Origin of the sequence: Pseudarcicella hirudinis (genome assembly GCF_900115665.1) — a bacterium.
Taxonomy (GTDB): Bacteria; Bacteroidota; Bacteroidia; order Cytophagales; family Spirosomataceae; genus Pseudarcicella; species Pseudarcicella hirudinis.
Window position 1 is genome coordinate 240,245 of record NZ_FOXH01000004.1, and the last position, 23,055, is coordinate 263,299.

The window sequence follows — 23,055 nt, forward strand, 5'->3', positions numbered from 1 at the left end:
GACCGATCAGACAATCTTATCGATATCAAATGGCAAGGTTCTTATTCTCTTCCCGGTAAGGTTGAAAATTGCATTGCAAAGCGCCGGAGCAATCGGTGGTAAACCTGGTTCTCCCACTCCACCCGGAGCTTCCATATTATCTACAACATAAATTTCAATAGCCGGTATTTCAGTCATTCTCAGCACATTGTATTCATGGAAATTAGTCTGTTCGGTTTTCCCTTCTTTGATGGTAATTCCATTCTTAATTGCCGCAGTAATCCCCATTACAATATTGCCTTCGGTCTGGGCTTTAATGTTATCGGGATTTACCGTCATACCACAATCTATTACAGAAACCACTTTTTCAATTTTCACACCATCTCCCTGTTTTGAAACAGTTACTGCATGTGCTGCAATGGTAGCAAAAGAACGGGCAATCGCAATACCGATTGCTTTGTTTTCAGGAAGTTTCTGGTGATAATCAGATTTTTGGGCAAGTTTTTGCAACACCCTGCTGAACCTTGGCGAATCTGCCAGTAAATTCAGTCTGAAAGCCAAAGGATCCATTCCTGCCGAATGGGCAAGTTCATCGATAAAGCTCTCATGGCCAAAAGCATTGGTTGAAGCATATACCGAACGCCACCAGACAATCGGAATATCAGTTTCCGCTAAATGGAAAGATTGTCTTCTGTTTGGAATTTCATAAGGGCTGTCTCCCAATCCTGAGCCTTCTCCTGCCCAATCATCCGGAACATTTTTCAAAGGATTTCCAAAAACCTGATGCTGGATTGACCCGCCGACAATTTTATGATTATAAGCTGTTAAAGCACCTTTTGCATCAAATGCTCCCTGAAAAGCGTTAAGCATTCCCGGACGAAACGGTCCCTGAGTCATATCATCTTCACGGGTCCAGATTACCTTAACCGGAGCTTTAATCTGTTTTGAAACATGACAGGCTTCCATTACGTAATCATTATAAGCCTTTCTGCCGAAAGCTCCACCCATAAAAGGAACATTGATTTTTACATTTTCAGGTTTGATATTGAGATAACCTGCCACTTGCGGAATGAGACCGTCCGGCCCCTGAATAGGCGCCCAGATTTCAACTTTATCTCCCTGAACCCAAACGGTTGCATTTTCAGGTTCAAGTGGTGCATGGGCTAGAAACGGAGTTTCATATTGTGCTTCTACCTTTTTGGCAGACTCTCCGAATGCTTTGGCAAAATCTCCTGCTTTATCATCTTTATACTCAAAACCCTCTGTTTTGGCCAGTTCTCTGAGATTCTCAAAATATTTATCGGTTGAAATCTTATCCGAACCTTCTGCATCCCATTTGATTTTCAGAGCTCTTCGTCCTTTTAAAGCTGCCCAATAGGTATCAGCAACTACCGCTACAGCCTCTACAGCACGGTGAGGCATTTTTCGCTCTGTTTTGATAACGTGCTTTACTCCTTTAATCCTGAGAGCTTCCGAACCATCAAAACTGATTACTTTTCCCAGAATTGTCGGAGAACGCTCGATACTCACAAACAGCATACCCGGAACATTTGAATCTATGCCAAAAACAGCGGTTCCGTTTACTTTAGAAGGAATTTCCGGTCTCGGAACTGATTTTCCCAACAATTTAAAATCCTTCGGATCTTTAATTTTCGGATCTTTGGGAACTTCCAGTTTTGAAGCTTCCTCTACCAGTTCTCCATAGGTATAAGATTTACCGGAAGGTTTATGGAAAACTTTAGCTTTCTCGGCATAACATTCGGCTTCAGAAACATTCCATTTCTTAGCAGCTGCTTTGATCAGCATTTCTTTTACCGCTGCTCCCGCCTTACGCATAGGCATCCAGCGTGTACGAATGGAAGAAGATCCGCCGGAAAGCTGGGAGCCATATTTCCCCTGACCATCTGTATTTCTTATTTCTACCTGATCCAGGGTAACTTCCAGTTCCTCAGCCAATAATAGAGGGAGAGACTGATACGTTCCCTGTCCCATGTCAGGACGGGCATTAAACAAGGTGATTTTTCCCTCGTCACTGATGAGGATATATGGATTCAGCTCCAATCCCATTGAAAGAGCAGAGGTATCCAGTTTCTTGATTTCTTCTGCTTTTCCGGCAATTGGCAGGGAAAACCCTATGGCCAGTAAAGCTGATGTTTTCCCGGAAATTTTCAAAAAATCTCTTCGGGAGGTATGATTGGTTTCGAAAGACATTTGAAGAAAGATTTGAACGTTTGTTTACGCAGAAAAATAATGAACGCAGCGTCCGGCTTATTTTCCGGTTGTATTTCCACTTTCCTTAATTAAGTCAGCAGCTCTGTGTATCGCTTTCCGTATTCTCGGATACGTTCCGCAACGACAAATATTTCCTGACATCGCAGCGTCTATATCCTCATCATTAGGATTAGGATTACTTTTCAATAAAGCTACCGCAGACATAATTTGTCCGGACTGACAATAACCACACTGAGGCACCTGCGCTTCAATCCATGCTTTCTGAATAGCGTGGTCAGTGTTAGCAGAAATACCTTCAATCGTCGTAATCCTGTTAGCTGCTTTGAGCGTTGAAACCGGAGTGGAGCAGGAACGGATCGGCTCACCATCGAGGTGTACGGTACAAGCTCCGCAAAGTGCCATCCCACAGCCAAACTTCGTTCCTTTGAGACCAACATAATCTCTGATTACCCATAAAAGCGGGGTATCAGGTTCTGCCTCAATACTGAACTTTTTGCCGTTAATTGATAAGGAATATTTTGCCATGATTTTATAGTTTTACAGAAACCTCAAAAAATGTCTGAGATTTGATTGATGCATGATTTTCACAATAAAAATAAAACTTTTTGCTGATTACTTTTTCTTTTTTTTATTATTTGTACCTAAAACAACCGATATTTCAGATTCTTTCTTTAAACAATTCTGTCGGATCAGGTATTAAAAACACGGTATTTATTACCGGAAACCGCTATATTAACTTTTCCCTGACAAATGCCCGATTGCAAAGGTATTTCCTTGCTTTTCTTAAGTGATACCGGAGTCTTTATTGATAACTGAAGTATCTGCTGAGATTCCGGCGCTCCTGAAAGACTTATTACTGAAAATCAACATATCAATTATTAAAAACCGGAAAAATTCATGCAAAAAATACTGGTATTCGGAGCAAGCGGTAATCTGGGTAAAATGATCTGTCAGGCTCTCAAAAAAGAAGGATATTGGCTAAGAATTGTGGTAAGGAGCAACATCTCTATTCCGGAAATTGATGAAAAGGCTGATGAAAAAATCATGCTTGATTTCAACGATGAAGCTGCTCTATCCTGCGCTGTTTCCAATATTGATGTAATTATTTCTGCTTTGGGAAAAAGTGTAAGTCTTTTTGATTTCAGTAAACCGGGTTTTGAAGATATTGACTTGAAAATCAACCTGAAAATCCTTTTGTCTGCTGCAAAACTTCCGGTAAAAAAATTTATTTATATTTCCGCCCTTGGCGCAGAATTATATCCTGAATTAACATATTTTAAAGCGCATGAATCCTTTTCAGAAGCTTTAAGAAATTCAGGATTAAAATATACAATTATACAGCCTCCTGCTATATTTTCAGCCTTTCATGATCTGGTGATTTTGTCAAAAAAGGGACTGCTATTCAGTGTTTTGGGAAATGGTCAGCAACAAACAAATCCTATTTCCGAAAAAGACCTGGCAATGGTCGTTATCAATGCCATTCATACTGATGTCCCACTCATTAAAGCCGGAGGGAAATATATTTACACCAGATTGAAAATCAATCAGTTAATCAATAAAAACAATAACAAAAGAAACTTCAGTATTTGTATTCCTTTCTGGCTCATGTCAGGGTTTTTACCGATAGTCAGATGGTTTGACCGGAATCTTTATGATAAACTGGCATTTTATACTGCCGTTTTCAGAAAAGATGTCCTTGCTCCCCCGATTGGCGAAACTTCTTTGGAAACTTATCTGGAAGAGCTTAAGAAAAACGGTTAGTTTTTCTTCTCAAAATCTACCCGTTCTCCCGGAAGAAGATATTTGAACTTGGTTTTACCTGATTTCTTATCTTTTTTACCATTATATTTTTTCCCGTTTCCAAACGACTGCCAGGGCCAGTGTTTTTTTACAGTCACCCACGAAAAAGCAGCCCTCGGTCGAAAAACACCTCCGTCGTGACGATGTTCGGTTCTTACCCGACAAGTCTTTTCAGGGCAGCGTCTGGCCCAGCATCCGGAGATTAACTGGCTCATTACAAGAAGAGTAACAGCAATAAGTAATTTAAAATTTCTCATTAAAATTCAGGATTCAATGATGATAAAAGATCAGGGTTAATCTGGTTTTATAAAATTCATGGAAATTTTCCAGCTTTACAATATCAGGATATTGTTTCTGGAACAACGGAAAAAGCTCATTTATATTTCCCTTTATCAGGAACTCACATCCTTCAGCATGTTGGATGCCGGATTAAATATTCCTTTCTCAAATCTGGAAAATACTGTCAATAAAACCAAATTTCAGGCAAAGAAGCAAGCCACAGTAAGAGTCTTTCAGAATAAATTTCATAGCCGTAAATTTTGATTTATAACGAAGTATCTTCTATTTTACAGTCATCACCCGCATATTAAGTCAAAGCATAACATGAATAAATTACTTACCGCTTTTGAACAATTTGATGCCTGGAATCAGCAGGACCCGCATCATTTGGTTTATGATGGAAAAACGTTCCCTTCTGAATATTTTTACGCTTTGCGTCTTCATCACTGGGTATTGAAGCTTGATCCTCAGGCAAGTGAACCCCTGCTTCTCGCTTCCAGAAGCCAGCATATCGGAAGGTGGCAGATTTTAAGAACGGCATATCCTGAAGGTAAAAACGGTTACCTGAAATGGAGAACGGAGCTGGGAAAATTTCATGCTGAAAAAGCTGCTGAAATTCTTCAGAATGTTGGTTATGATACTGATACCATCGAAAAGGTAAAGCAAATTATTCTGAAAAGACAGATTAAAACCAATACCGAAGTCCAGTGTATGGAAAATGCTTTATGTCTGGTCTTTCTGGAACATCAATATGAGGATTTTATCTCAAAACATGAGGATGAAAAAGTGATTGATATTCTTCAAAAAACCTGGGCAAAAATGAGTGATCCCGGACGGGAATCAGCCTTTACCTTAAACTACAGTGAAAAAGGCAAAAGTCTGATTGTAAAAGCCCTGAATCCAGGGTAAAACTCGTTTTGAAATAAAACCAATTCATTGGCTTCCGGATAAAAATCACTGTCCGGAAGTCTTTTTTAAATCCTGTAATTTCCCTTCATGCCACAGGCTTCATCAACCCTGCAGGCAGGTTCAAACCATGAAAAAATATTTTATTTAAAATTAGATATTACAAGTATTTTATTACAATATTTTTACATTACATTTGCAGAAAATATTCATTTACCGACGAAAATTCATTGCCAGTAAGTTTTATCCGAAATTTGTCTGTTTTAACAGCCGGTTTCCGTTTTTCCTCTGCCCTATTCTATAGATTTATTTAAATTATTCTACAATAAAACCTTTATAACAAAATGAAAACTAACCACACCAGCCTGCTTTTTAAAGAAGCAATTAATGTATTTTCCCAAACGATTATTAACCATAATCCGTTAAACTCCTCATCCTTACAGAATCATCAGATAAGCGTTTTTTCAGAAAACCGGATCACTTCCGGACTTTGTTTAAGGCATCACACATAAGCCTTGCTGAAACACCCGCATTCCCCATCAAATAACCCATAAATCATTGTCGTAACCGGAATTTATTCAAATTTTCCCGTGGATTTTTGTGTCCATACTTTTCCTGTAAACCGTTCTGCACAATGATACAGCTATATGTTATGAAATAATCTCTTAACAATGAAAATCTGATGGAAACAACTGTCAACCACCCCCAAAGACCTGGTATTCCTACCAAAAGATGGACCCGCGATTATGTTTTCGATGTCCTCAAAGACCTCGGTATACATTATATTTTCGGTGTTCCCGGAACAAATGAAATTCCGATCATTGATGGTACCTCTTACCCTGAAAACAAGGTAAGATATATCGAATGTCTTCATGAAAACATTGCTATCGGAGCAGCAATGGGCTCCGCCAGAATGACCGGAAAACCGGGAGTTCTTGTTGTACACGTTACGCCGGGGATCGCTCATACCATCGGTAACCTGTTCAATGCCTGTCGTTCACAAACACCACTTGTAATTCTTTGCTGCCAGCAGCAGAATGAACTTGTTACACAGGAACCTCTTCTGGCTTCCAATCTTGTTGATCTGGCCAAACAATATACCAAATGGGCGCATGAAGTAAGAACTCCGGCCGAAATCCCATTGGTATTACAACGTGCTTTTAAAGAAGCGATGGCTCCGCCAAACGGGCCTGTATTTATCTCTATTCCCTGGGAATTTACGATGGTGAGAATTCCTGATGATGCGCACATGAAAGGCATTACCAGAATTTCATCACATTTTACAGGAGATCCTGAGTCGATCAGACAAACAGCTTTATTGCTTGCTCAGGCTAAAAATCCGATTATCGTTGCGGGTGATGCTGTAGGTTATGCTGATGCCTGGTCTGAAGTACAGGAACTGGCACAATTGATTGGTGCGCCGGTTTCTTTACAGACATTCAGCAGTGTAGCGAATTATCCGAACAATGATATTCACTGGCAGGGAGAATTGCCCGGAGTGCAGGCTTCAATCAGACAGGTATTCGACGGACATGATGTAGCTTTTCTGGTTGGTTTCGGAGCTCAGGCACAACTTGCGGTTTTCAAATATTCCGACGGACCTTTGATTCCAGATCATGTTAAACAGATTTATCTGACCAATAATACCTGGGACATTGGTAAGAATTCTTATGGAGAATCTGCCGTTTTAGGAGACATCAAAGCTACTTTACCGCTTATTAATGCCATTGTTAAGTCGCACGGCTCTGAAGGAGCTGATGCAAGAAACAAGCATTTGGAAGCGCTCGATTTACAGCGAAAAAAGCAATGGGCAGTCTATAAAGAGAAAGCTTTACATCAAAAAGAAATCTGGGCGGTACTTATTGCTGATGCACTTCGTGAAGCCATAGAAGAAAAAGGGCTGGCCAATAAATTTGTGTACGTTCATGAGGCCGTATCTGATGGAGCGCCGTTTCAGTATCTGCTGCCGTTTGGCACGCATAGTTCCAAACCAATCAGTTATTACTGCGTGGCCGGTGGTTCGCTGGGGTGGTCAATGCCGGCTTCACTGGGCATAAAACTGGAACCACAGGGCAGTCAGGGCATTGAAACTACATTGGTCGTGAATGCCGTAGGTGACGGATCTTCACTTTTCTACCCGCAAACCTACTGGACAGCGGCTCATCAAAACCTGGCAGTTCTTTATATCATTACCAATAACCGGGAATATCATACCCTGCAAGTAGGTCTGCAACAGGTAATTGCGGCATACGGTTCTGCTCCCGGCTACGAATGGCAGCCCGCAACAACTGATCCTGAATATCTGAGAATTAACCGTCCGAAATTCGATTTTGTGTCTTTGGCAAAAGCTTTCGGAGGAGAAAACGGAGAAGTAGTAAAAGATCCTGCTTCCGTAAAAGAGGCTGTTTTCAGAGGAGTTCAACATGTCATTACCAATAAAACCTCTTACATTCTTGACATGAGAACAGCTCAGGATACTCCTCCTCCTGCCACCAAAGAAGAAGCCGAGGATCAATTGTATAAAAAGTACCTGGAGCAACCTAGTCTGGATATTTTCCATGAACAGACTCATGTGGCAGGTGCCAGAAAATCAGCGGAGAATAATATTCCTGCAAACGTACCTTCTTTATTCTGATTTAACACATCCCACGAAAACTTTCTAAAAGAATCAAAAACTATGAAAAACCAAACCATTGATATCGCCATTGTAGGCGGTGGCGTTTCAGGAGTATACAGCGCCTGGAAACTGAAAAAAAAGTATCCTTCTAAAAAAATCGTAGTATTTGAAGGAGGAAATCATATTGGCGGAAGACTCCTTTCTGTCACTCCTCCGAACATCCCGAATATGGTGGCGGAGCTTGGGGGTATGCGTATTCTGGAAAACGCCCAACCTCTGATTGTAGCTCTTATTAAGGAACTTAATGCCCAGTTGCCTCAAAGTGATCAGATTGAATTATATGATTTTCCGGTTGATGAACCTCAGAATATCGCTTATCTGAGAGGCGTTTATCTGAGACTTGCTGATTTTACTACTCATCCTGACAAAGTTCCGTATAAGCTGGCATTTCTGGAAAAAGGAGATTCTCCTGGGACTGTTATCGTCAATGCAATTGAACAGCTTGTTCCGGGTATTACCAATCCTAAATTAACGGAAGAGGAAAGAAGAGCCATGGCCAGAGAAGCCAGTTTCGCAGGACAGCCGCTCTACAAACAAGGTTTCTGGAACGTTCTTTACCGGGTTATCAGTGGTGAGGCTTATCAATTTGGTCTTGACGCAGGCGGCTATGACTCCACTTTAGCCAACTGGAATGCTGCAGATGCTATTCCATGGTTTTTAACCGATTTTGGTATTACGCCTGAATATAAAGGTTTCAAAAAAGGATTCCAGCAGGTACCTAAAACACTGGCTGAGTTCTTCGTAAAAGAAGGTGGCGAAATCAAGCTAAATGCCAAGTTAAACGGTTTTACAAGCAATAATGGAAAATTCCATTTAGCATTTGACGGTTACACCGTTGAAGCAGAATCTATTATTCTGGCCATGCCTCGCCGCTCTCTTGACTTATTGGCACCGGATTGTCCTGATCTTCAGAATATTCAGTCATTGATTAAAAGTGTAACGCCACGTCCTTTATTCAAACTGTTTACAACTTATGGTAATCCCTGGTGGTTATCGGCTGGTTATACAGACGCAACAGGGACATTTGTTCCGGTACAGTCAGGCAGAAGTGTAACGGATCTTCCTGTAAGACAAACTTATTACTGGCCTAAAAATGATGGTTCGCCTGCCACTTCCGGAGAATCTATGCTATTAGCCAGTTATGACGATGGCAATAACATCGGTTTCTGGGATGGTCTTCGCCCGCAAAGAACTTCTGCCTGGAAAAAAGGAGAAACACTTCCTGAAATCGCAAATGCCTTTGAAGGAGAAATCACAAAAGCTGATCCGAAACTGGACTGGTATGAATACAAGGCTCCGGCACCAATGGTAGCAGAAGTAGCCAGACAATTACAATTGATGCACGGATTAAGCCATACACCGGTTGTTAAAAATGCTGCATTCCGCGACTGGGGCCAGGATCCATTCGGAGGAGGCTGGAATAGCTGGAATATCGGCGTAAAAAGCTGGGAAGTAAAAGACAAAATTACTCATCCTACCGACGGTCTCAGACTTTTTATCTGTGGAGAAGCTTATTCCGATGCGCAGGGCTGGGTAGAAGGTGCACTTCAGACAGCTGACATTATGCTTTCAAAATTTTAAAACCATGACAACCACTCCCTGGTCTGAAATTTATGTTGAAGGCCGGGGAGATATAAAATTAAAGTCTTAATTCTATCTTAACTACCCTATTCTTCTAAATATTTAACCCTTAAAAACACTCACAAACCATGTTAACTACAACAAATGATGCGCCAAAAACCCTACGTCTGGGTGGCTCCGCCCAGGAAACTAATTCTTTATTCGGTCCTCTCGAAGGCCTGATTGGAACCTGGGTTGGTGCCAAAGGCTGGAATCTGATAGCTGTTCCTAACCAGAAAGGCGGTTTCCGCTTACTCGTTGCTCCTTACATTGAAACATTAATCATCACTCCTTTAAGTACTCCTACCCCAAACAGAGGTACAAGTATTATCCAGGAAGTGCCTACTTTAATGTACAGCCTGACTATCAATGATTTAAACGACGGAAGTTTATTACACGCCGAAAATGGCACCTGGTTATTATTACCGGATTGCCCGAGTGAGTTCACTATTGCCAGACAGGCTTCGGTACCTCATGGAGATTCTGTTTTAGCACTCGGTTCGTCATATGTAACTGAAGGGCCTCCGAATATCGGTGCGATCAGCACTTTACCAATTACAGGAGGAGGTGCTCCGCTTGGTTATACGGACCCATATCTGGTTCCGCTTCCGGCTGGTTTTAATAAAGTCAATCCGAATGCAACACTGTTAGATGACATTAAAGATCAGAAGATTATTAAAACTACAACTCTTTCTGTCAGTACAGCAAATCAGGGAGGTATTTCAAATATCCCTTTTATCACTAAAAATGCCAATACCACACTTTTTGAAGCAACATTCTGGATCGAAACGGTGCAGAATCCTGCAACCGGACAAACGTTCCAGCAATTACAATATTCTCAAAACACAATTATTGAATTTATTCCGCAATTTCAAGACCCTTCTAAATTGATAGAATGGCCTCACGTGAATATCAATACGTTGGTGAAAAAATAAGTTAAGATTCAAATTTCAACAGCCTGGATTATATTAATTCAGGCTGTTTTTTTCCGGGATTACTGAAAATCAACATATCACCTCAACCCGCGTTAAGTCAGGATTTCCGGTTTCAGTAAAAATAACCTTTGCCCCGACTTTCCGGCTCAGTTCATCCACCAGATGCAAACCCAGACCAGATAAGGATTTTCCTGAATGTTTATTTGCCAGCAAATACTCGTATTGTTCCTGTGAGAAATACCCTCCTGAATTGGTAACAGATAAATACTTTTTCCCCATCCCCTCTTCAAAATCAATCAGAATTTCACTTCCTTCCGGAGCGGCTTTAATAGCATTCTGAAGGAGATTTCTTACAATTGTCTGTAAGTAATATGGATCCGTTTCCAGAAAAAAATCAGAAGAAACACTGTTTTTGAACCTTATTTTCTTTCCTTCACTGTTCAGTTGCATCAATTGCAGACATTCACTCACAATTTCCAATACATTAACCTTCCGGAATTCAGGTTTAAACTGATTCATCTGGGTTTTACTCCAAAGCAGCAAATCTTCCATCGTTTCAAGTAATGAGCCCGTAGCTGTCTGAATTTTACTACTTAATTCTGCTTTTTTTTCCTCTGTCAGTAAGTTAGGATTCAGCTGCTGGAGTTTCAGAAACTGATAAACCTGACTTATCGGAGAACGCAGGTCGTGACTGATGATGCTAAAAAGTTTTGCTTTGGTCTGATTTGCCTCGTCTAAAAATATATTCAATTCGGCGAGGGTCTTATTTTTATTATCCAGCTCATCAGCCGAACGTTTTTTATTCCTGTAAATAATCCAAAGCAATATGGCCACTAAGCTCAGTAAACTCAATCCGGCGATGAACCAAAGTTTCTGACTTTTTGCATATGAAAGCTCTATCTCCTGGTTGTCAATCTGTCGTTGTTTTTCTTTATTCTGAAATTTAGCTTCAACTTCAGCAATCGTCCTTTTCGAAGATTCCGCATAAAGCGTGTCCTGCATTCTGCTATAAATTTCATAATGATTCAGAGCCTTATCCCAGTCGTGAATGGCACGGTAACTTTCTGCCAGTTTTTGCTGAATAGAAGCATATATTTCCCGGTCGAAATGATAAGCCTTTACAGAAGCGGCTTCCAGAAAGACAATAGCCTGCTTAAAATCTCCCTGCTCAAATTTCACTTTTCCCATGGCGGTATTTGCTTCCATCAGAATTTCATCATCTTCTGACTTTCCGGCAAATCTTAAGGCATTTCGGGCATATTGCAAAGCCTGATCTTTCTTTTTGTTTGTTAAAAAGTAATCGGCAAAGCTTCTGTTGGCATAACTGAGATTGATGTACAAGGAATCTGCCTCTCCCATTTTGCTATACAACCGCCTGAAGTATTGCTGCGCACTATCCGGTTTATTCATGCTCAGATAAGCAACAATGTAGTCGTTATACATAAAAGCCTCTCCCTCTCTGGAATTTTTGAGATACCCTTTGCTGTAATCCAGGTATTCCAGGACTTTTTCCATCTGCTTCATTTTCAGATAAGCCCCGACAATCTGCAGATATGAAATACCAATGTTGTCTCTGTTGGAGCCATCATCATCCGAAAGCATTTTTTTCCGGTAATCTATCGCTTTTAATTTATACGAAATAAAACGCTCATACTGAGAAAGATCAAGGTAATACTCACCAATACTCCCGTTCAGAATAGCCTGAGAATAGACATCTTTGGTGGTATCAACTATTGCCTTGATGTATTGAATCAATGTATCTCTTTTTGAAAATTTCCGAACCGAATAATACATATAATTCAAGCGCATCAGTGCATTCACTTCATCTTTCAGACTATGAGCTTTCAACGCATAAGCATTGGCTTGTTCATAATAAATGATTGCCTGTTCGTACTGATTATTTGAATATTCATATCCATACCCTGTAAAATAAGCAAACTGAGACATTTTCTGATAATTGTTCGTATGAGAACAAAGGCCTGTTCCCTGCTTTGCGGCAATAATCAGCAAAGGATAGTTATTGGCATCAACCAGGTCATTACAGTATTTAGTCCAGCGCTCCAGCTTCGCTTCGATAGACTTATATCCGGAAAGTTCGGGTTTTTGCTGAGCCTTTACTGGTGTAAACAGTGGTATTAGAAGAGAGAAAATTAACAGCCGGAAATAAGCCTTCATATTTTTCATAAATACTTGTAAAGGTTATTTAACATACGGATTACTAAGCTGAAAGGACTGATATTTATTATCTGAAATTAAAAATAAGCATAAAATCCGTTAGATTTAAGTTCATAAGGTAACTTAAATCTAACGGATTTGCTTTCATTTTTTCACTGGATTATTTCCTGATCACTTTTAGCAAGCCTGACTTCGTTTTAGTTTGCAGATACAAGAGATAAATCCCAGCCGGATGATATAGTAATTTGTTATTTATGGAATCATTTAATTCTCTCAGTTTTCCTGAATTTTGCCAAATAACTTTTCCTTCAATTGTAGTTAAAGCCGCGTCAATATTATCACCGCGTAAAGAAGGTTCATTACTCAGAATCTCAACAATTCCATCTGTTGGATTAGGGTAAATATAAAACCATGAATTATATTCTACTTCACTCGCTAATAAAATCTGGGTTATTGCATCTGCATTAATGAATTGAGACTTTCCTTCACTAGTCACACTTCGCAAACGATAATAATATTTCTTATTCGGTTCCAGACCAGTATCAGTAAAAAGAAATGTTCCGGAAGGAATGTCAGCTATTTTACTAAAATTAATATTATCTGCGGATCGTTCCAGCTCACTTTTTTTAACATCTTTATTATTATCCTTCCAAGTAATATTAATACTCTGGTAATCAGAAGAAATAGCTTGCATATCACTCGGAGGATTGATAATAAATTGAAACCTTGCTTTTACAGGATAATGGTAAGTCAACAAATTTTTAGTATAATTAGTATGAATCTCCAAATTTGTCGAATTTAACAAATAGCTATTTTCCAATTCATTAGAAACCATAATATGATCAGTCAAAAAAAGGTTATAATTAGCATATAACTTTTCATCTAAAGCCTTTGTAAGTATCTGATAATTTCCGGGATCATCAACAAATATCTTGTAAGTCGATTCTTTAGTAAGAGAGGTTTCTGAAGTTGTCCGGATTATATCATCATTAAAATCACCTGCAATAAGAAGATTGTCTTTAGCGTAATATTTATCTAAAGAGTCCTTTAAAACTGTTAAATCTATCTGACGACGGCGATAAAACATATTGACAGTTTCCTCTTTACCATCGAAATCATTTGCAGCTTGAATACCAATCAAATTAACTCTTTTTTTAACTCCACCAATGGTAACATTAACTGTAAACAGGTATGGGAAACGCCCTTCACTCCAGAAAAATTTTGAACCACCAGGATAGTCAGGCAAATTACCTGTTCCCTTTAACAAAGAACCTGCCTTTATAGAATCAACTATTTCCTTTCGATAAAGGAAGCAAACCCCTCCTGTTACATCTTTTGAATAGCCATTATCATGATCGGGTGAACACAAATATTTATACTCAGGGTGTTTTTGAACAAATCTTTCCAAGAAAGGAGTCTTCGAATATGCGGATCGTATAATAACATCCTGAAGAACAATAACATCTGCCTGAAGTGAATCTATTACTTTTTGAAATTCAGCTAATCTTTCATTTTCTTCGTAAAAACCCAGATTATAAACTTTCCAGGTTGCAATATCAAATGTCTTATCATAACCTATTCCCTGGATATCTGTTTTGTATGCTGTTACTCCGGGAATATCCTCAACAAAACGAGGCTTCAAAACGAAAGTCCCATTATTCTTGCTCACAATTCCTGTAATATTTGTCTTTCCTGAAGGTTTTGCCTGTCCTTTCAGGTTAGTATGACTGTCAACCAACATAAATCCTTTATAAGTTGAATCTGTTGCTGAAACTCTATTTCCCGAATGCATCTGGTTTATTTTATATACTCTATCATTCAGGAAAAAAAAACTCTTGTCTTCCAACTCAATATCGTTTATTATAACTAACTCCCCCTCATGCATAGGCATTTCTGACAACTTTATTGTCTTTGCTAAAAGAGGCTTGGATACAACGTTAATTTTCTCAAAAAACATTTTCCCTGATACTTGTATAAGTTCATTAGATTTATCAATTGTCCCAACTACTCTGATAGAATCCCCTATCTGTACCGATTTTGATAAAGAATCATCGACAATAGCAATTCCTCCTGTTCCATCCTGTACAAAAACGGTATTCCCAAATTGACTTGAGGTGATCACCCTTCCAAAAACCTCAACTACTTGTCCTTCCGCTGTCTGTTGTATCTGTTTTATACTAGGCGGCATTGGCACAGTTCCACCCAATAACACGTAGATAGGCTCTTTTCCTTTACTAGAAAATTTCACTTCGCCTTCATATTTCCCGGGAGCTAAGTTGGGAGCCAGTCTTATTTGAAAATATGATTTCAAATCTAGATATTCCTTGGATAATTGAAATTTTTTTACAAAACAATCACCTTTTTCTATACACAGTATTTCCGGTCGAATCTCAAATTCCCCACTTACTTCTCCTTCCAGTATATTCTCATTACTCCATGCTGCTGTGAAATTTTCTTTAAAACTATTGACTGGTGTTAGTTTTTTTAATAATTCAAATCTTTCTGCATCATGACTCATATACCAAACCATTAAAGCAGCATTATTCTCATATATAGTCGGGTAAAAAGTACCTTTTTGATATGGGTATGCCCCCGGAATTCCATCTGTATATTTATCACTAACATTCAGGTTATCTACAAACAATTTTGATCCGGAAGCCCTCAAATACAATGTGTTAATTGCTTCACCTATATCCTTTTCACCACTTTTGACTACTAAATCCGGAACAAAGGTTTTATCCAATGGACTTTCATTAACTGACAAAGCTACCTCGTCATCATTATTACTTTTTGAATTGAACTTATAGCGATAAAGAATGAAGTATGTCGTATGATACTCCAATCTTCTGGCAGTCAAATAAGTAGGATTATTTGTACTTTTAGCAATACCCACATTAAAGCCTGCACCATCCTTTTTCAAAAAAAGCCTCCCAACATGCAAGGATGTATCAGCAGAACCCGTCCCAAGACTAATCAACATATTTTGATTTTCTTCTAAAGAATCTAATTTGAGCAGAAAAGAAACATAAACTTCTGCACCATCTCCGTAAATACTTTTAGACAGCGATTTTGAGATAATCTCATCCCCAGGTTCTAAAATGGCAGAATGTCCCACTAAAAACTTCAGACCAAGGTATTCTGAAAGAAGGCTTTTCTTTATAATCTTTATATTTCCCGGATTTTTCCCTGAAAAAGATTGCCAGTAGTTTTGTTTATAAACAGGTGTACCCGGATTACCTATAAAACCTTCTGAAAGAAGTGACTGGCCTGTTGCACCAAACTGTAACATTATCAAACCCATCAGATAATTGTAGAATCTGTACTTTTTTTTCACTTATTTTTAAGTTTACGTTTTGAATAGAACATGAAATCTAAAACAAGCATTTTTGTCTTTCAGACAAAGTTAGTTTTTTAAATATTATCTAACCCTCTTTTTATACGTAAAAAGAAGATTGCTATCTGGCAGATATTCTCTAAACTATTTCAAATACTACATTTCATTCCAACAGTTCTTCACAGAAAGGACGGAATTTGTTTAACGCTTTGATAATAAATTGCGAAATATTTCTGGTATCATCTTCCAGCAAAACCTATCCCAAATTTTTCAGGACCAGTCATAATTAAAAATGCCGGAGATACGGTCTGTTGGCAAGTGGTGAAAACGGCCAGGGTATAGCAATAAAGATGATTAACAACGCTACGGCAAACCAGATAGTCATAGTCCTGTATTTTTCAAGGTCTGTTTCCTGCCTTTTGGATAAAGAAGAACCTATGGTTATCAAAATAACCGAAATCGTCATTAAGGCGATGTGGATCAACCCGAAAAATAAGAAATCTATTTGCTGCAAGGCTTGTCTGGTATTGGCGGTAAAATATTTAACCGTCGGGCTCTGGAAATAAAGCAGATAGCCGATAGTCATCTGAATATGGGAAATCGTAGCCGTCCAATGCCTTATTGCATTATCCGATTTAGTAAAAGCCCGGTTTCCCAACCATCCCCTCCTCCCCCGGTATATACTGTAAACTAAACTTGCCAGAACAAGCCACCTGACAAGAGAGTGGAAAAACAACAGAATAACATACATTTTACTGAGAATTAAGTTAAAGATTTGACACAAATTATTGATTACCAACAATTTTCAGACAAAACCATTACATTGATCTTAGCCTTCTTATTATTAGATCCGATAAGGCAAAGGTCTGCAAATTCTCAGAACAATGTTAGGATTTTCGAAGCGATATTCAGGACTTTTCAATCATTTTCCGAAATTCCTGAGGAGTAACACCTTCATATTTCTTAAAAAGACGACTGAAATAAGATTGGTCATAATGCCCGACTTCTATGGCAATTTCATTGATGGTCAGATTACTTTGGTGAAGCAACACTTTTGATTCGAGAACGATTGTCTCATCAATCCATTTTGAAGATGATTTCCCGGTAATGGCCTTAACCGATTTATTCAGGTGATTGGGCGAAACATTCAATAAAAGAGCATAATCGGTCACCCTGTGCTTTGTTCTGATATTTGAAGAAATCAACTCTTTAAACCTGTTGGTAAGAATACTTGCAGCGCTATAAGGAATATTTGAAATAGGTTTGTAAACATGGTTTATCTCGCATAGAAGCGCAAGCATATAAGACTGAATTATATCCTGATTCTGAATGCCGTTTGTTGCATACTCCTCTAAGATTCTTTTAAACAGGTTATTTACAAATCCGGAAGTCGGCTCGTTGAGCCGGATTTCAGGATTTCCCCATATTCTCAGAAATTCAAAGTCTTTCAACAAATCACTTTTTCCGAATTTGCCTACTACAAAATCATCATGAAAACTGCATAAATACCCTTTATTAATATCAATATTCCGGAATGAAAAAACCTGTCCGGCAGGTACAATCAGGCATTCATCCTTAAAAATCTTATATGTTTCACTCCCGATATTCATGACTGCCTCTCCTTCTGTCAGGTAAATGATGGTATGATTGGTCGTTCTGGCAGGAGGTACCGGCAGTTTCATGAGTAAAATCATCTCTTCTACTTTTACCATGAAAAATTTGCCAAAATCTGATTTTAACATGGAATCTACTTTCTGCCCGGACCGGATGTACTTATCCCGGTAAGATTCAGTATCGTAAGTTTTTATGGAATGTTTTTTAGTCAAAATAATATATTGGCATTTCGTATAACCCGGAAAGAAAGCCAGACTCAAATTTATTCAGAAATCGGCAATCCTGTTAATTAATTTTACCATAAAAAGCAGTTTTTTTGACCAAAAATCCTGAAAATATCCCTGAAAATGGACTAGTAGTGAGCAATTGACATTTGTTATTTCAAAGCTACAACTCCATTTCTGTATAAATCCAGTGCCTTTTGCAATATTCCTTCAATTGTTTCAATTGGTAAATCAATTTCAGGGTCAAAAAGCATAATTTTCATCCTCGAACGCTTTTCAACTATTAAAGCAGGATCATCAAATCGCTTCCCCTCCACAATACCGATATAAGGTTGATGGTATTTTTTATGAACCCATAAATAACAAAACATTTTGCCTTTGTAGCAGAAAAAAGGCATGCCATATTTCCAGGCAGGTGTTATATTTTCATCCTGTCGCAGGATAATTTCTTTTAAAGCCTGCAAGCAGCTTCTGACAGGTTCGTCTTTTTGTAAATAAAAATCATCAATTGCGCTTAACATATTTTCAGAGGTTAAAGTACTGCGCTATAAGGATACTGATTTCAGGCCGATTAAAAAGCCAGCGCAATACCCTCCATCAATGCTTTTTCATAATTTTCTTTGTCAAATTCATACAAAAACGGAGAACGGTGCGGCCCGATACTTCTTTGTTCATCCAGTTTTTTCAGAATCCCTAAAGACATCAGTTTTTTAGGAAAATTCCTTCTGTCCAGTTGTTTACCCAGAATAGTCTCATACAATACGTGAATCTCCGGCAGGGTAAATTTCTCCGAAAGTAAATTATAACCGATAGGTTGATGATAAATTTGTAACCTGATGGTCTGAATAGCTTTTTCAACCATTTCATTGTGGTCAAATAATAATTCCGGTATCGACTGAATATCACACCATTGGTACTCGTCATAGAAAATATCAGGACTTATGCTCACTTTTTCAAAATCTACTACCGCATAATACCCGATTGAAATAGTTCTTTCTAATAGCCAGTTATCTTCAGGAATCGGGATCAAAAGACGCTGATCCTTATCCCAGTCTTTCTTACTTAAGCGAAAAAAACTATCTCCGAATGTGTAGAATTGTTGCAGGAATAAATCTGACAGGCTGGTTTTCTCCATCAAAATACGATTGGCCGCTTCATTCAGCGTTTCTTCATTCATGATAAAACCACCCGGTAAGCCCCATCCGTTCAGATGTTTCCATTTTACCAGTAAGATTTTTAATTGCTGATCGTGATAACCAATAATTGCACAGTCAATCGTAATATGTCTGAGATAATGTTTGTGACCATTAAGAATAAAATCCTCTACTTCTTCTTCAGTTTTCATCCGCTAAAATTCAATGTTTTCTATTGTTTCTTCTTTACAAATAAGCCCGGAAAGCTTTAAAAAAGAAGACCCGGGGGCAAATCTAATTTTTTATTGCGTAAATTATACAAAATATCGAAATTATTGCATTAAATTTATTGCGTAAAATTTACAGAATCAAAATTATTTACAATTCCTATGAAAACAACTACTGTATTAAAGTTATTGGGATCCAGGTTTTTCTGGATGCTTTTTATGCTAACCGGGCTTTTTCACATAAGCGCAGGACAAAACCGGATTCTTGTTTTCAGTAAAACAGAGGGTTTCCGTCATGCTTCCATTGAAGTCGGTAAACCTGCTCTGAAAAAAATGGGACAGGAAAAAGGTTTCATTGTTGACCTGACCGAAGATGCATCTCAATTTAATGAACAAAACCTTAAACGTTACAGGGCGGTTGTATTCCTAAGCACAACCGGAGATGTTCTCAATCCTGCTCAGCAAACTGATTTTGAACGCTATATTCAGGCTGGCGGCGGCTATGTCGGAATTCACGCGGCAACGGATACAGAATATGACTGGCCATGGTACGGCCGTATGGTAGGTGCATTTTTTCTGGATCACCCTTCTACGCCAAGCAATGTTCAGAAAGGCAGGTACAATGTGGTAATGAAAAACCATTGGGGTACGAAAATGATGCCTGAAACTTTTGAAAGAGAAGATGAATTTTACAGTTTCAAACAGATCAGTCCTAACATCAATGTGCTGGTAACGATTGACGAAAAATCATACCAGGGAGGTAAAAACCCTGATTTTCATCCGATGAGCTGGTTTCAGGAGTTTGAAGGTGGCCGATCGTTTTATACGGCAATGGGTCATACTGATCAAACTTTTTCCGAGCCTCTTTTCCTTGAACACCTTTGGGCAGGGATAAATTTTGCAATGGGTGGAGAAAACCCGAAACCATTGGATTATTCAAAAGCACGTCCTGAAGAAAACCGCTTTACCAAAGTGATTCTGGAAGAAAAACTGGACGAACCAATGGAATTAACCTTACTTGATAATAGCAGAGTATTATTTATTGAACGGAAAGGTGCTATTAAATTGTATAACATTCAGACAAAACAGCTTAAAACCATTGCTACTCTCCCGGTAAGCACAAAATATACTGATCGTGAAGGCAAAATTACAGAAGCTGAGGACGGGATACTGGGTTTGAACAAAGATCCGAATTTTGCTAAAAACCACTGGATTTACCTGTATTATTCACCGGCAGGATCAGAAGCAAAAAATATTCTGACCCGTTATGAATTGCGCGGCGATGAATTGGTAATGGATTCGAAAAAGGTTCTTCTGGAAATTCCGGTACAACGTGAGCAATGTTGCCATACAGGTGGCTCAATTGACTGGGACAAACAAGGCAACCTGTACCTTTCTACAGGAGATAACACAAACCCACACGGTTCAAATGGTTACAGTCCAAGTGACGAACGTCCTGATCGCAGTCCCTGGGATGCACAAAAGTCTTCTGCCAATACCAACGATTTAAGAGGAAAAATCATCCGTATTCATCCTGAAGCCAATGGTACATATACAATTCCTGAAGGAAACTTATTTCCAAAAGGCACAGCCAATACCCGTCCTGAGATTTATACAATGGGGCACAGAAACCCGTTCAGAATTTCGGTCGATCAGAAAACCGGATTTGTATATTGGGGAGAAGTAGGTCCGGATGCCAACAAACCGGATGCGACACGCGGGCCGGAGGGACATGATGAAGTAGGGCAAGCCCAGAAACCGGGAAACTTCGGCTGGCCTCATTTTGTAGGAGATAACAAGGCTTACAACAAATTTGATTTCACAAAAAATGTTTCCGGTGAAAAATGGGATGCTGCCAAACCAACCAATACTTCTCCGAACAATACAGGTTTGAAAGAACTTCCTGCTGCACAAAAAGCACTTATCTGGTATCCTTATGCAGAATCCAAGGAATTTCCACTGGTAGGAAGTGGTGGAAGAAATGCAATGGCCGGTCCGGTTTTCTATACTGAGAACTTCAAAAATGCACCACATGCTTTTCCGCAGTATTACAATGGAAAATTAATTATCTATGACTGGATGCGTGGTTGGATTATGGCTGTTACTTTAGACAAAAATGGCAATTATTCCTCTATGGAGCCATTTATGCCTAGCTACAAATTCAGCAACCCGATGGATATGGCTTTTGCAGAGAACGGAGATTTATATATGCTTGAATACGGTTCAGGATGGTTTTCGGCAAATGATGATGCCCGCCTGATCCGTATTGAATACAACGGCGGAAACCGTAAACCTTCAGTACAGATTGCGGCTGACAAAATGGGTGGATCAATTCCTTTAAAAGTAAGTTTCTCTTCTGAAGGAACAAAAGATGCCGATGGAGACGTATTGAAATATTCATGGAAAATCACTTCAAAGAATGGTTTCAATAAGATTCTGACTGAAAATAACCCAAGCCTGACATTTAGCAAAGCGGGTGTTTATAAAGTCACTTTAACAGCTACAGATGCCAAAGGAGAAAGCAATAGCCAGTCTATGGAAATCAAGGCCGGTAACGAATTGCCTAAAGTTACTTTTGATTTAGCTGGAAGCAATAAGTCGTTCTTCTTCCCTAACCAGAATATCAATTACGAAGTAAAAGTAAGTGATAAAGAAGACGGAAGTCTGGCAAATGGAAAAATCAAACCGGAAGATGTTTCTGTGAACATTGACTATCTGGCAGAAGGTTATGACAAAGTTGCCATAGCTCAGGGACACCGTTCAGCTGACGCTTCAGTTTCTTTGACAAAAGGATTAAAATTGATTGAGGCAAACGACTGTAAAGCTTGTCATAGTGTAACTAAAAAATCGATCGGACCAACTTACACCCAGGTTTCTCAGAAATATAAAAATGACGGAAGTGCTTTAGAGCGATTGACCAAGAAAGTTATTGCCGGCGGAAGCGGAGTATGGGGCGAAACACCAATGAGTGGCCACCCTCAGCTGGCAGCTTCAGATGCGGCAGATATGGTGAAATATATCCTAAGCCTTTCAGAGAAAAAAGCAACGGCCAATTCTCTTCCGGTAAAAGGTGTTTACACAACCAAACTTCCTGCAAATGACAAAGGACAGGGTATTTATATGATGAGAGCTGCTTACAGCGATCATGGTGCCAACGGTATTCCTTCTTTGAGTTCTGAAGAAAATTTAGTATTGAGAAATCCTAAAGTAAGTTCGCATAAGTTTGACAAATATGAAGGTGTTCAGAAAATGAAATTCAACGGAATGGAGTTCATTATTCCAAATACATCTGCAAGTTATATCGGGTTGAATAAAACGGATTTAACCGGAATTACAGAAGTCCTTCTATCTGTTTCGGCTCCTAAACCACAGTTAAATGCAGCAGGCGGAACGATAGAACTTCGTCTTGATTCTCCGACAGGCAAGCTGATTAACGAACCGCTGGTGATTGAACCTTCTGATAAAATGTCGTTTGGTGATCAGAAAAGTATTAAACTGATCCCGACTGAAGGAGTTCATGATTTATACATTCTATTCAAAAACAGTAAGGCTTCTGGTCAGTCTTTGTTTGTAATGATAGATGCTGTATTCAAAACAGCTGATTCTGATAAACAGGCGGCTGTCAAACCGGAAGCTGTCAACCTGAATGATTATATTGGAAAGTTCAAAATGACCGGTCTTCCTTTCGAGTTTATTGAAGTTAGTTTAAAAGAAGGAAAACTCTTATTAAATGCCGGAGGACAGGAAGGTGAACTTACACAAACCGGTGATGATAAGTTTGATGCAAGTGGAAAGGCTACAATTCTTTTTACAAGGGATGAGCAGAAGAATGTAAATGCACTTAAACTTGAAGCAATGGGTGCCAGTTTTGAAGGCAAAAAACAATAATAATTGTATAAATCAGTAATTTAAAAGAGGTT

The 23,055-nt window shown here is 39.0% G+C and carries 17 protein-coding genes; 8 read left to right on the forward strand and 9 right to left on the reverse strand.

Translation table 11 applies throughout. The features are described from left to right. Positions 1–6: 6 nt before the first annotated feature. A complete protein-coding gene (locus BM179_RS09080; protein WP_092015582.1) occupies positions 7–2,190 on the reverse strand; it encodes a xanthine dehydrogenase family protein molybdopterin-binding subunit in 2,184 nt (727 codons plus the stop codon). 57 nt (positions 2,191–2,247) lie between these two features. Further along, entirely contained in the window at positions 2,248–2,736 is a 489-nt protein-coding gene (locus BM179_RS09085; protein WP_092015585.1) for a (2Fe-2S)-binding protein, read from the reverse strand. A gap of 372 nt (positions 2,737–3,108) precedes the next feature. Here BM179_RS09085 and BM179_RS09095 point away from each other — a divergent pair, with 372 nt between their 5' ends. Further along, the gene (locus BM179_RS09095; RefSeq protein ID WP_092015591.1) at positions 3,109–3,972 is read left to right on the forward strand and encodes an NAD(P)H-binding protein; all 864 of its coding nucleotides are present in this window, start codon (positions 3,109–3,111) and stop codon (positions 3,970–3,972) included. Here BM179_RS09095 and BM179_RS09100 read toward each other — a convergent pair. Beyond that, entirely contained in the window at positions 3,969–4,268 is a 300-nt protein-coding gene (locus tag BM179_RS09100) for a hypothetical protein (protein ID WP_092015594.1), read from the reverse strand. The two genes, BM179_RS09095 and BM179_RS09100, sit on opposite strands and share 4 nt — an antisense overlap. Positions 4,269–4,326: 58 nt before the next feature. On the opposite strand from BM179_RS09100, the gene BM179_RS09105 reads away from it, so the two are divergent. The 6 genes from BM179_RS09105 to BM179_RS09125 all read left to right on the forward strand — a co-directional run bounded on the left by BM179_RS09105 (position 4,327) and on the right by BM179_RS09125 (position 10,428). Next, the gene (locus tag BM179_RS09105; protein WP_092015597.1) at positions 4,327–4,554 is read left to right on the forward strand and encodes a hypothetical protein; all 228 of its coding nucleotides are present in this window, start codon (positions 4,327–4,329) and stop codon (positions 4,552–4,554) included. A gap of 60 nt (positions 4,555–4,614) precedes the next feature. Further along, positions 4,615–5,199 (forward strand): DUF4202 domain-containing protein, encoded by a 585-nt coding sequence (locus tag BM179_RS09110; protein WP_092015599.1) that lies wholly within the window; start codon positions 4,615–4,617, stop codon positions 5,197–5,199. Positions 5,200–5,540: 341 nt separating this feature from the next. Beyond that, positions 5,541–5,708, forward strand: a complete 168-nt coding sequence (locus BM179_RS25565) for a hypothetical protein (protein ID WP_218159192.1) — start codon at positions 5,541–5,543, stop codon at positions 5,706–5,708. A 170-nt stretch (positions 5,709–5,878) separates the two neighbouring features. Next, positions 5,879–7,831: a thiamine pyrophosphate-binding protein gene (locus BM179_RS09115; RefSeq protein ID WP_092015602.1), complete on the forward strand. Its 1,953-nt coding sequence runs from the start codon at positions 5,879–5,881 to the stop codon at positions 7,829–7,831. Positions 7,832–7,873: 42 nt separating this feature from the next. Further along, positions 7,874–9,454 (forward strand): flavin monoamine oxidase family protein, encoded by a 1,581-nt coding sequence (locus BM179_RS09120; RefSeq protein WP_092015605.1) that lies wholly within the window; start codon positions 7,874–7,876, stop codon positions 9,452–9,454. A 128-nt stretch (positions 9,455–9,582) separates the two neighbouring features. Next, positions 9,583–10,428 (forward strand): heme-binding protein, encoded by an 846-nt coding sequence (locus BM179_RS09125; RefSeq protein WP_092015608.1) that lies wholly within the window; start codon positions 9,583–9,585, stop codon positions 10,426–10,428. Between the two features lie 69 nt (positions 10,429–10,497). On the opposite strand, the gene BM179_RS09130 is transcribed toward BM179_RS09125, so the two are convergent. From BM179_RS09130 to BM179_RS09155, 6 genes are all read right to left on the reverse strand, one after another. Continuing rightward, entirely contained in the window at positions 10,498–12,612 is a 2,115-nt protein-coding gene (locus BM179_RS09130) for a tetratricopeptide repeat-containing sensor histidine kinase (protein WP_092015610.1), read from the reverse strand. Positions 12,613–12,763: 151 nt separating this feature from the next. Next, positions 12,764–15,718 (reverse strand): DUF5689 domain-containing protein, encoded by a 2,955-nt coding sequence (locus BM179_RS09135; RefSeq protein WP_177219347.1) that lies wholly within the window; start codon positions 15,716–15,718, stop codon positions 12,764–12,766. A 505-nt stretch (positions 15,719–16,223) separates the two neighbouring features. Continuing rightward, positions 16,224–16,688 carry a hypothetical protein gene (locus BM179_RS09140; RefSeq protein ID WP_092015616.1) on the reverse strand — a complete coding sequence of 155 codons (465 nt, stop codon included), beginning with the start codon at positions 16,686–16,688 and terminating at the stop codon, positions 16,224–16,226. Between the two features lie 157 nt (positions 16,689–16,845). Continuing rightward, a complete protein-coding gene (locus tag BM179_RS09145) occupies positions 16,846–17,763 on the reverse strand; it encodes an AraC family transcriptional regulator (RefSeq protein ID WP_143095188.1) in 918 nt (305 codons plus the stop codon). A 164-nt stretch (positions 17,764–17,927) separates the two neighbouring features. Continuing rightward, on the reverse strand, positions 17,928–18,296 hold the full coding sequence (locus BM179_RS09150) for a DUF1801 domain-containing protein (protein ID WP_092015622.1): 369 nt from the start codon (positions 18,294–18,296) through the stop codon (positions 17,928–17,930). Positions 18,297–18,346: 50 nt separating this feature from the next. Next, positions 18,347–19,120 (reverse strand): NUDIX hydrolase, encoded by a 774-nt coding sequence (locus tag BM179_RS09155; RefSeq protein WP_092015625.1) that lies wholly within the window; start codon positions 19,118–19,120, stop codon positions 18,347–18,349. Between the two features lie 177 nt (positions 19,121–19,297). Between BM179_RS09155 and BM179_RS09160 the strand changes: the two genes are divergently transcribed. Beyond that, the gene (locus BM179_RS09160; RefSeq protein ID WP_374754573.1) at positions 19,298–23,023 is read left to right on the forward strand and encodes a ThuA domain-containing protein; all 3,726 of its coding nucleotides are present in this window, start codon (positions 19,298–19,300) and stop codon (positions 23,021–23,023) included. The last annotated feature ends 32 nt before the right edge of the window (positions 23,024–23,055 follow it).

What these genes read in the sequence shown, in the direction of transcription:
- BM179_RS09080 (WP_092015582.1), bottom strand. Translation starts at nt 2,190, where the DNA reads ATGTCTTTCGAAACCAATCATACCTCCCGAAGAGATTTTTTGAAAATT.
- BM179_RS09085 (WP_092015585.1), bottom strand. Translation starts at nt 2,736, where the DNA reads ATGGCAAAATATTCCTTATCAATTAACGGCAAAAAGTTCAGTATTGAG.
- BM179_RS09095 (WP_092015591.1), top strand. Translation starts at nt 3,109, where the DNA reads ATGCAAAAAATACTGGTATTCGGAGCAAGCGGTAATCTGGGTAAAATG.
- BM179_RS09100 (WP_092015594.1), bottom strand. Translation starts at nt 4,268, where the DNA reads ATGAGAAATTTTAAATTACTTATTGCTGTTACTCTTCTTGTAATGAGC.
- BM179_RS09105 (WP_092015597.1), top strand. Translation starts at nt 4,327, where the DNA reads ATGGAAATTTTCCAGCTTTACAATATCAGGATATTGTTTCTGGAACAA.
- BM179_RS09110 (WP_092015599.1), top strand. Translation starts at nt 4,615, where the DNA reads ATGAATAAATTACTTACCGCTTTTGAACAATTTGATGCCTGGAATCAG.
- BM179_RS25565 (WP_218159192.1), top strand. Translation starts at nt 5,541, where the DNA reads ATGAAAACTAACCACACCAGCCTGCTTTTTAAAGAAGCAATTAATGTA.
- BM179_RS09115 (WP_092015602.1), top strand. Translation starts at nt 5,879, where the DNA reads ATGGAAACAACTGTCAACCACCCCCAAAGACCTGGTATTCCTACCAAA.
- BM179_RS09120 (WP_092015605.1), top strand. Translation starts at nt 7,874, where the DNA reads ATGAAAAACCAAACCATTGATATCGCCATTGTAGGCGGTGGCGTTTCA.
- BM179_RS09125 (WP_092015608.1), top strand. Translation starts at nt 9,583, where the DNA reads ATGTTAACTACAACAAATGATGCGCCAAAAACCCTACGTCTGGGTGGC.
- BM179_RS09130 (WP_092015610.1), bottom strand. Translation starts at nt 12,612, where the DNA reads ATGAAAAATATGAAGGCTTATTTCCGGCTGTTAATTTTCTCTCTTCTA.
- BM179_RS09140 (WP_092015616.1), bottom strand. Translation starts at nt 16,688, where the DNA reads ATGTATGTTATTCTGTTGTTTTTCCACTCTCTTGTCAGGTGGCTTGTT.
- BM179_RS09150 (WP_092015622.1), bottom strand. Translation starts at nt 18,296, where the DNA reads ATGTTAAGCGCAATTGATGATTTTTATTTACAAAAAGACGAACCTGTC.
- BM179_RS09155 (WP_092015625.1), bottom strand. Translation starts at nt 19,120, where the DNA reads ATGAAAACTGAAGAAGAAGTAGAGGATTTTATTCTTAATGGTCACAAA.
- BM179_RS09160 (WP_374754573.1), top strand. Translation starts at nt 19,298, where the DNA reads ATGAAAACAACTACTGTATTAAAGTTATTGGGATCCAGGTTTTTCTGG.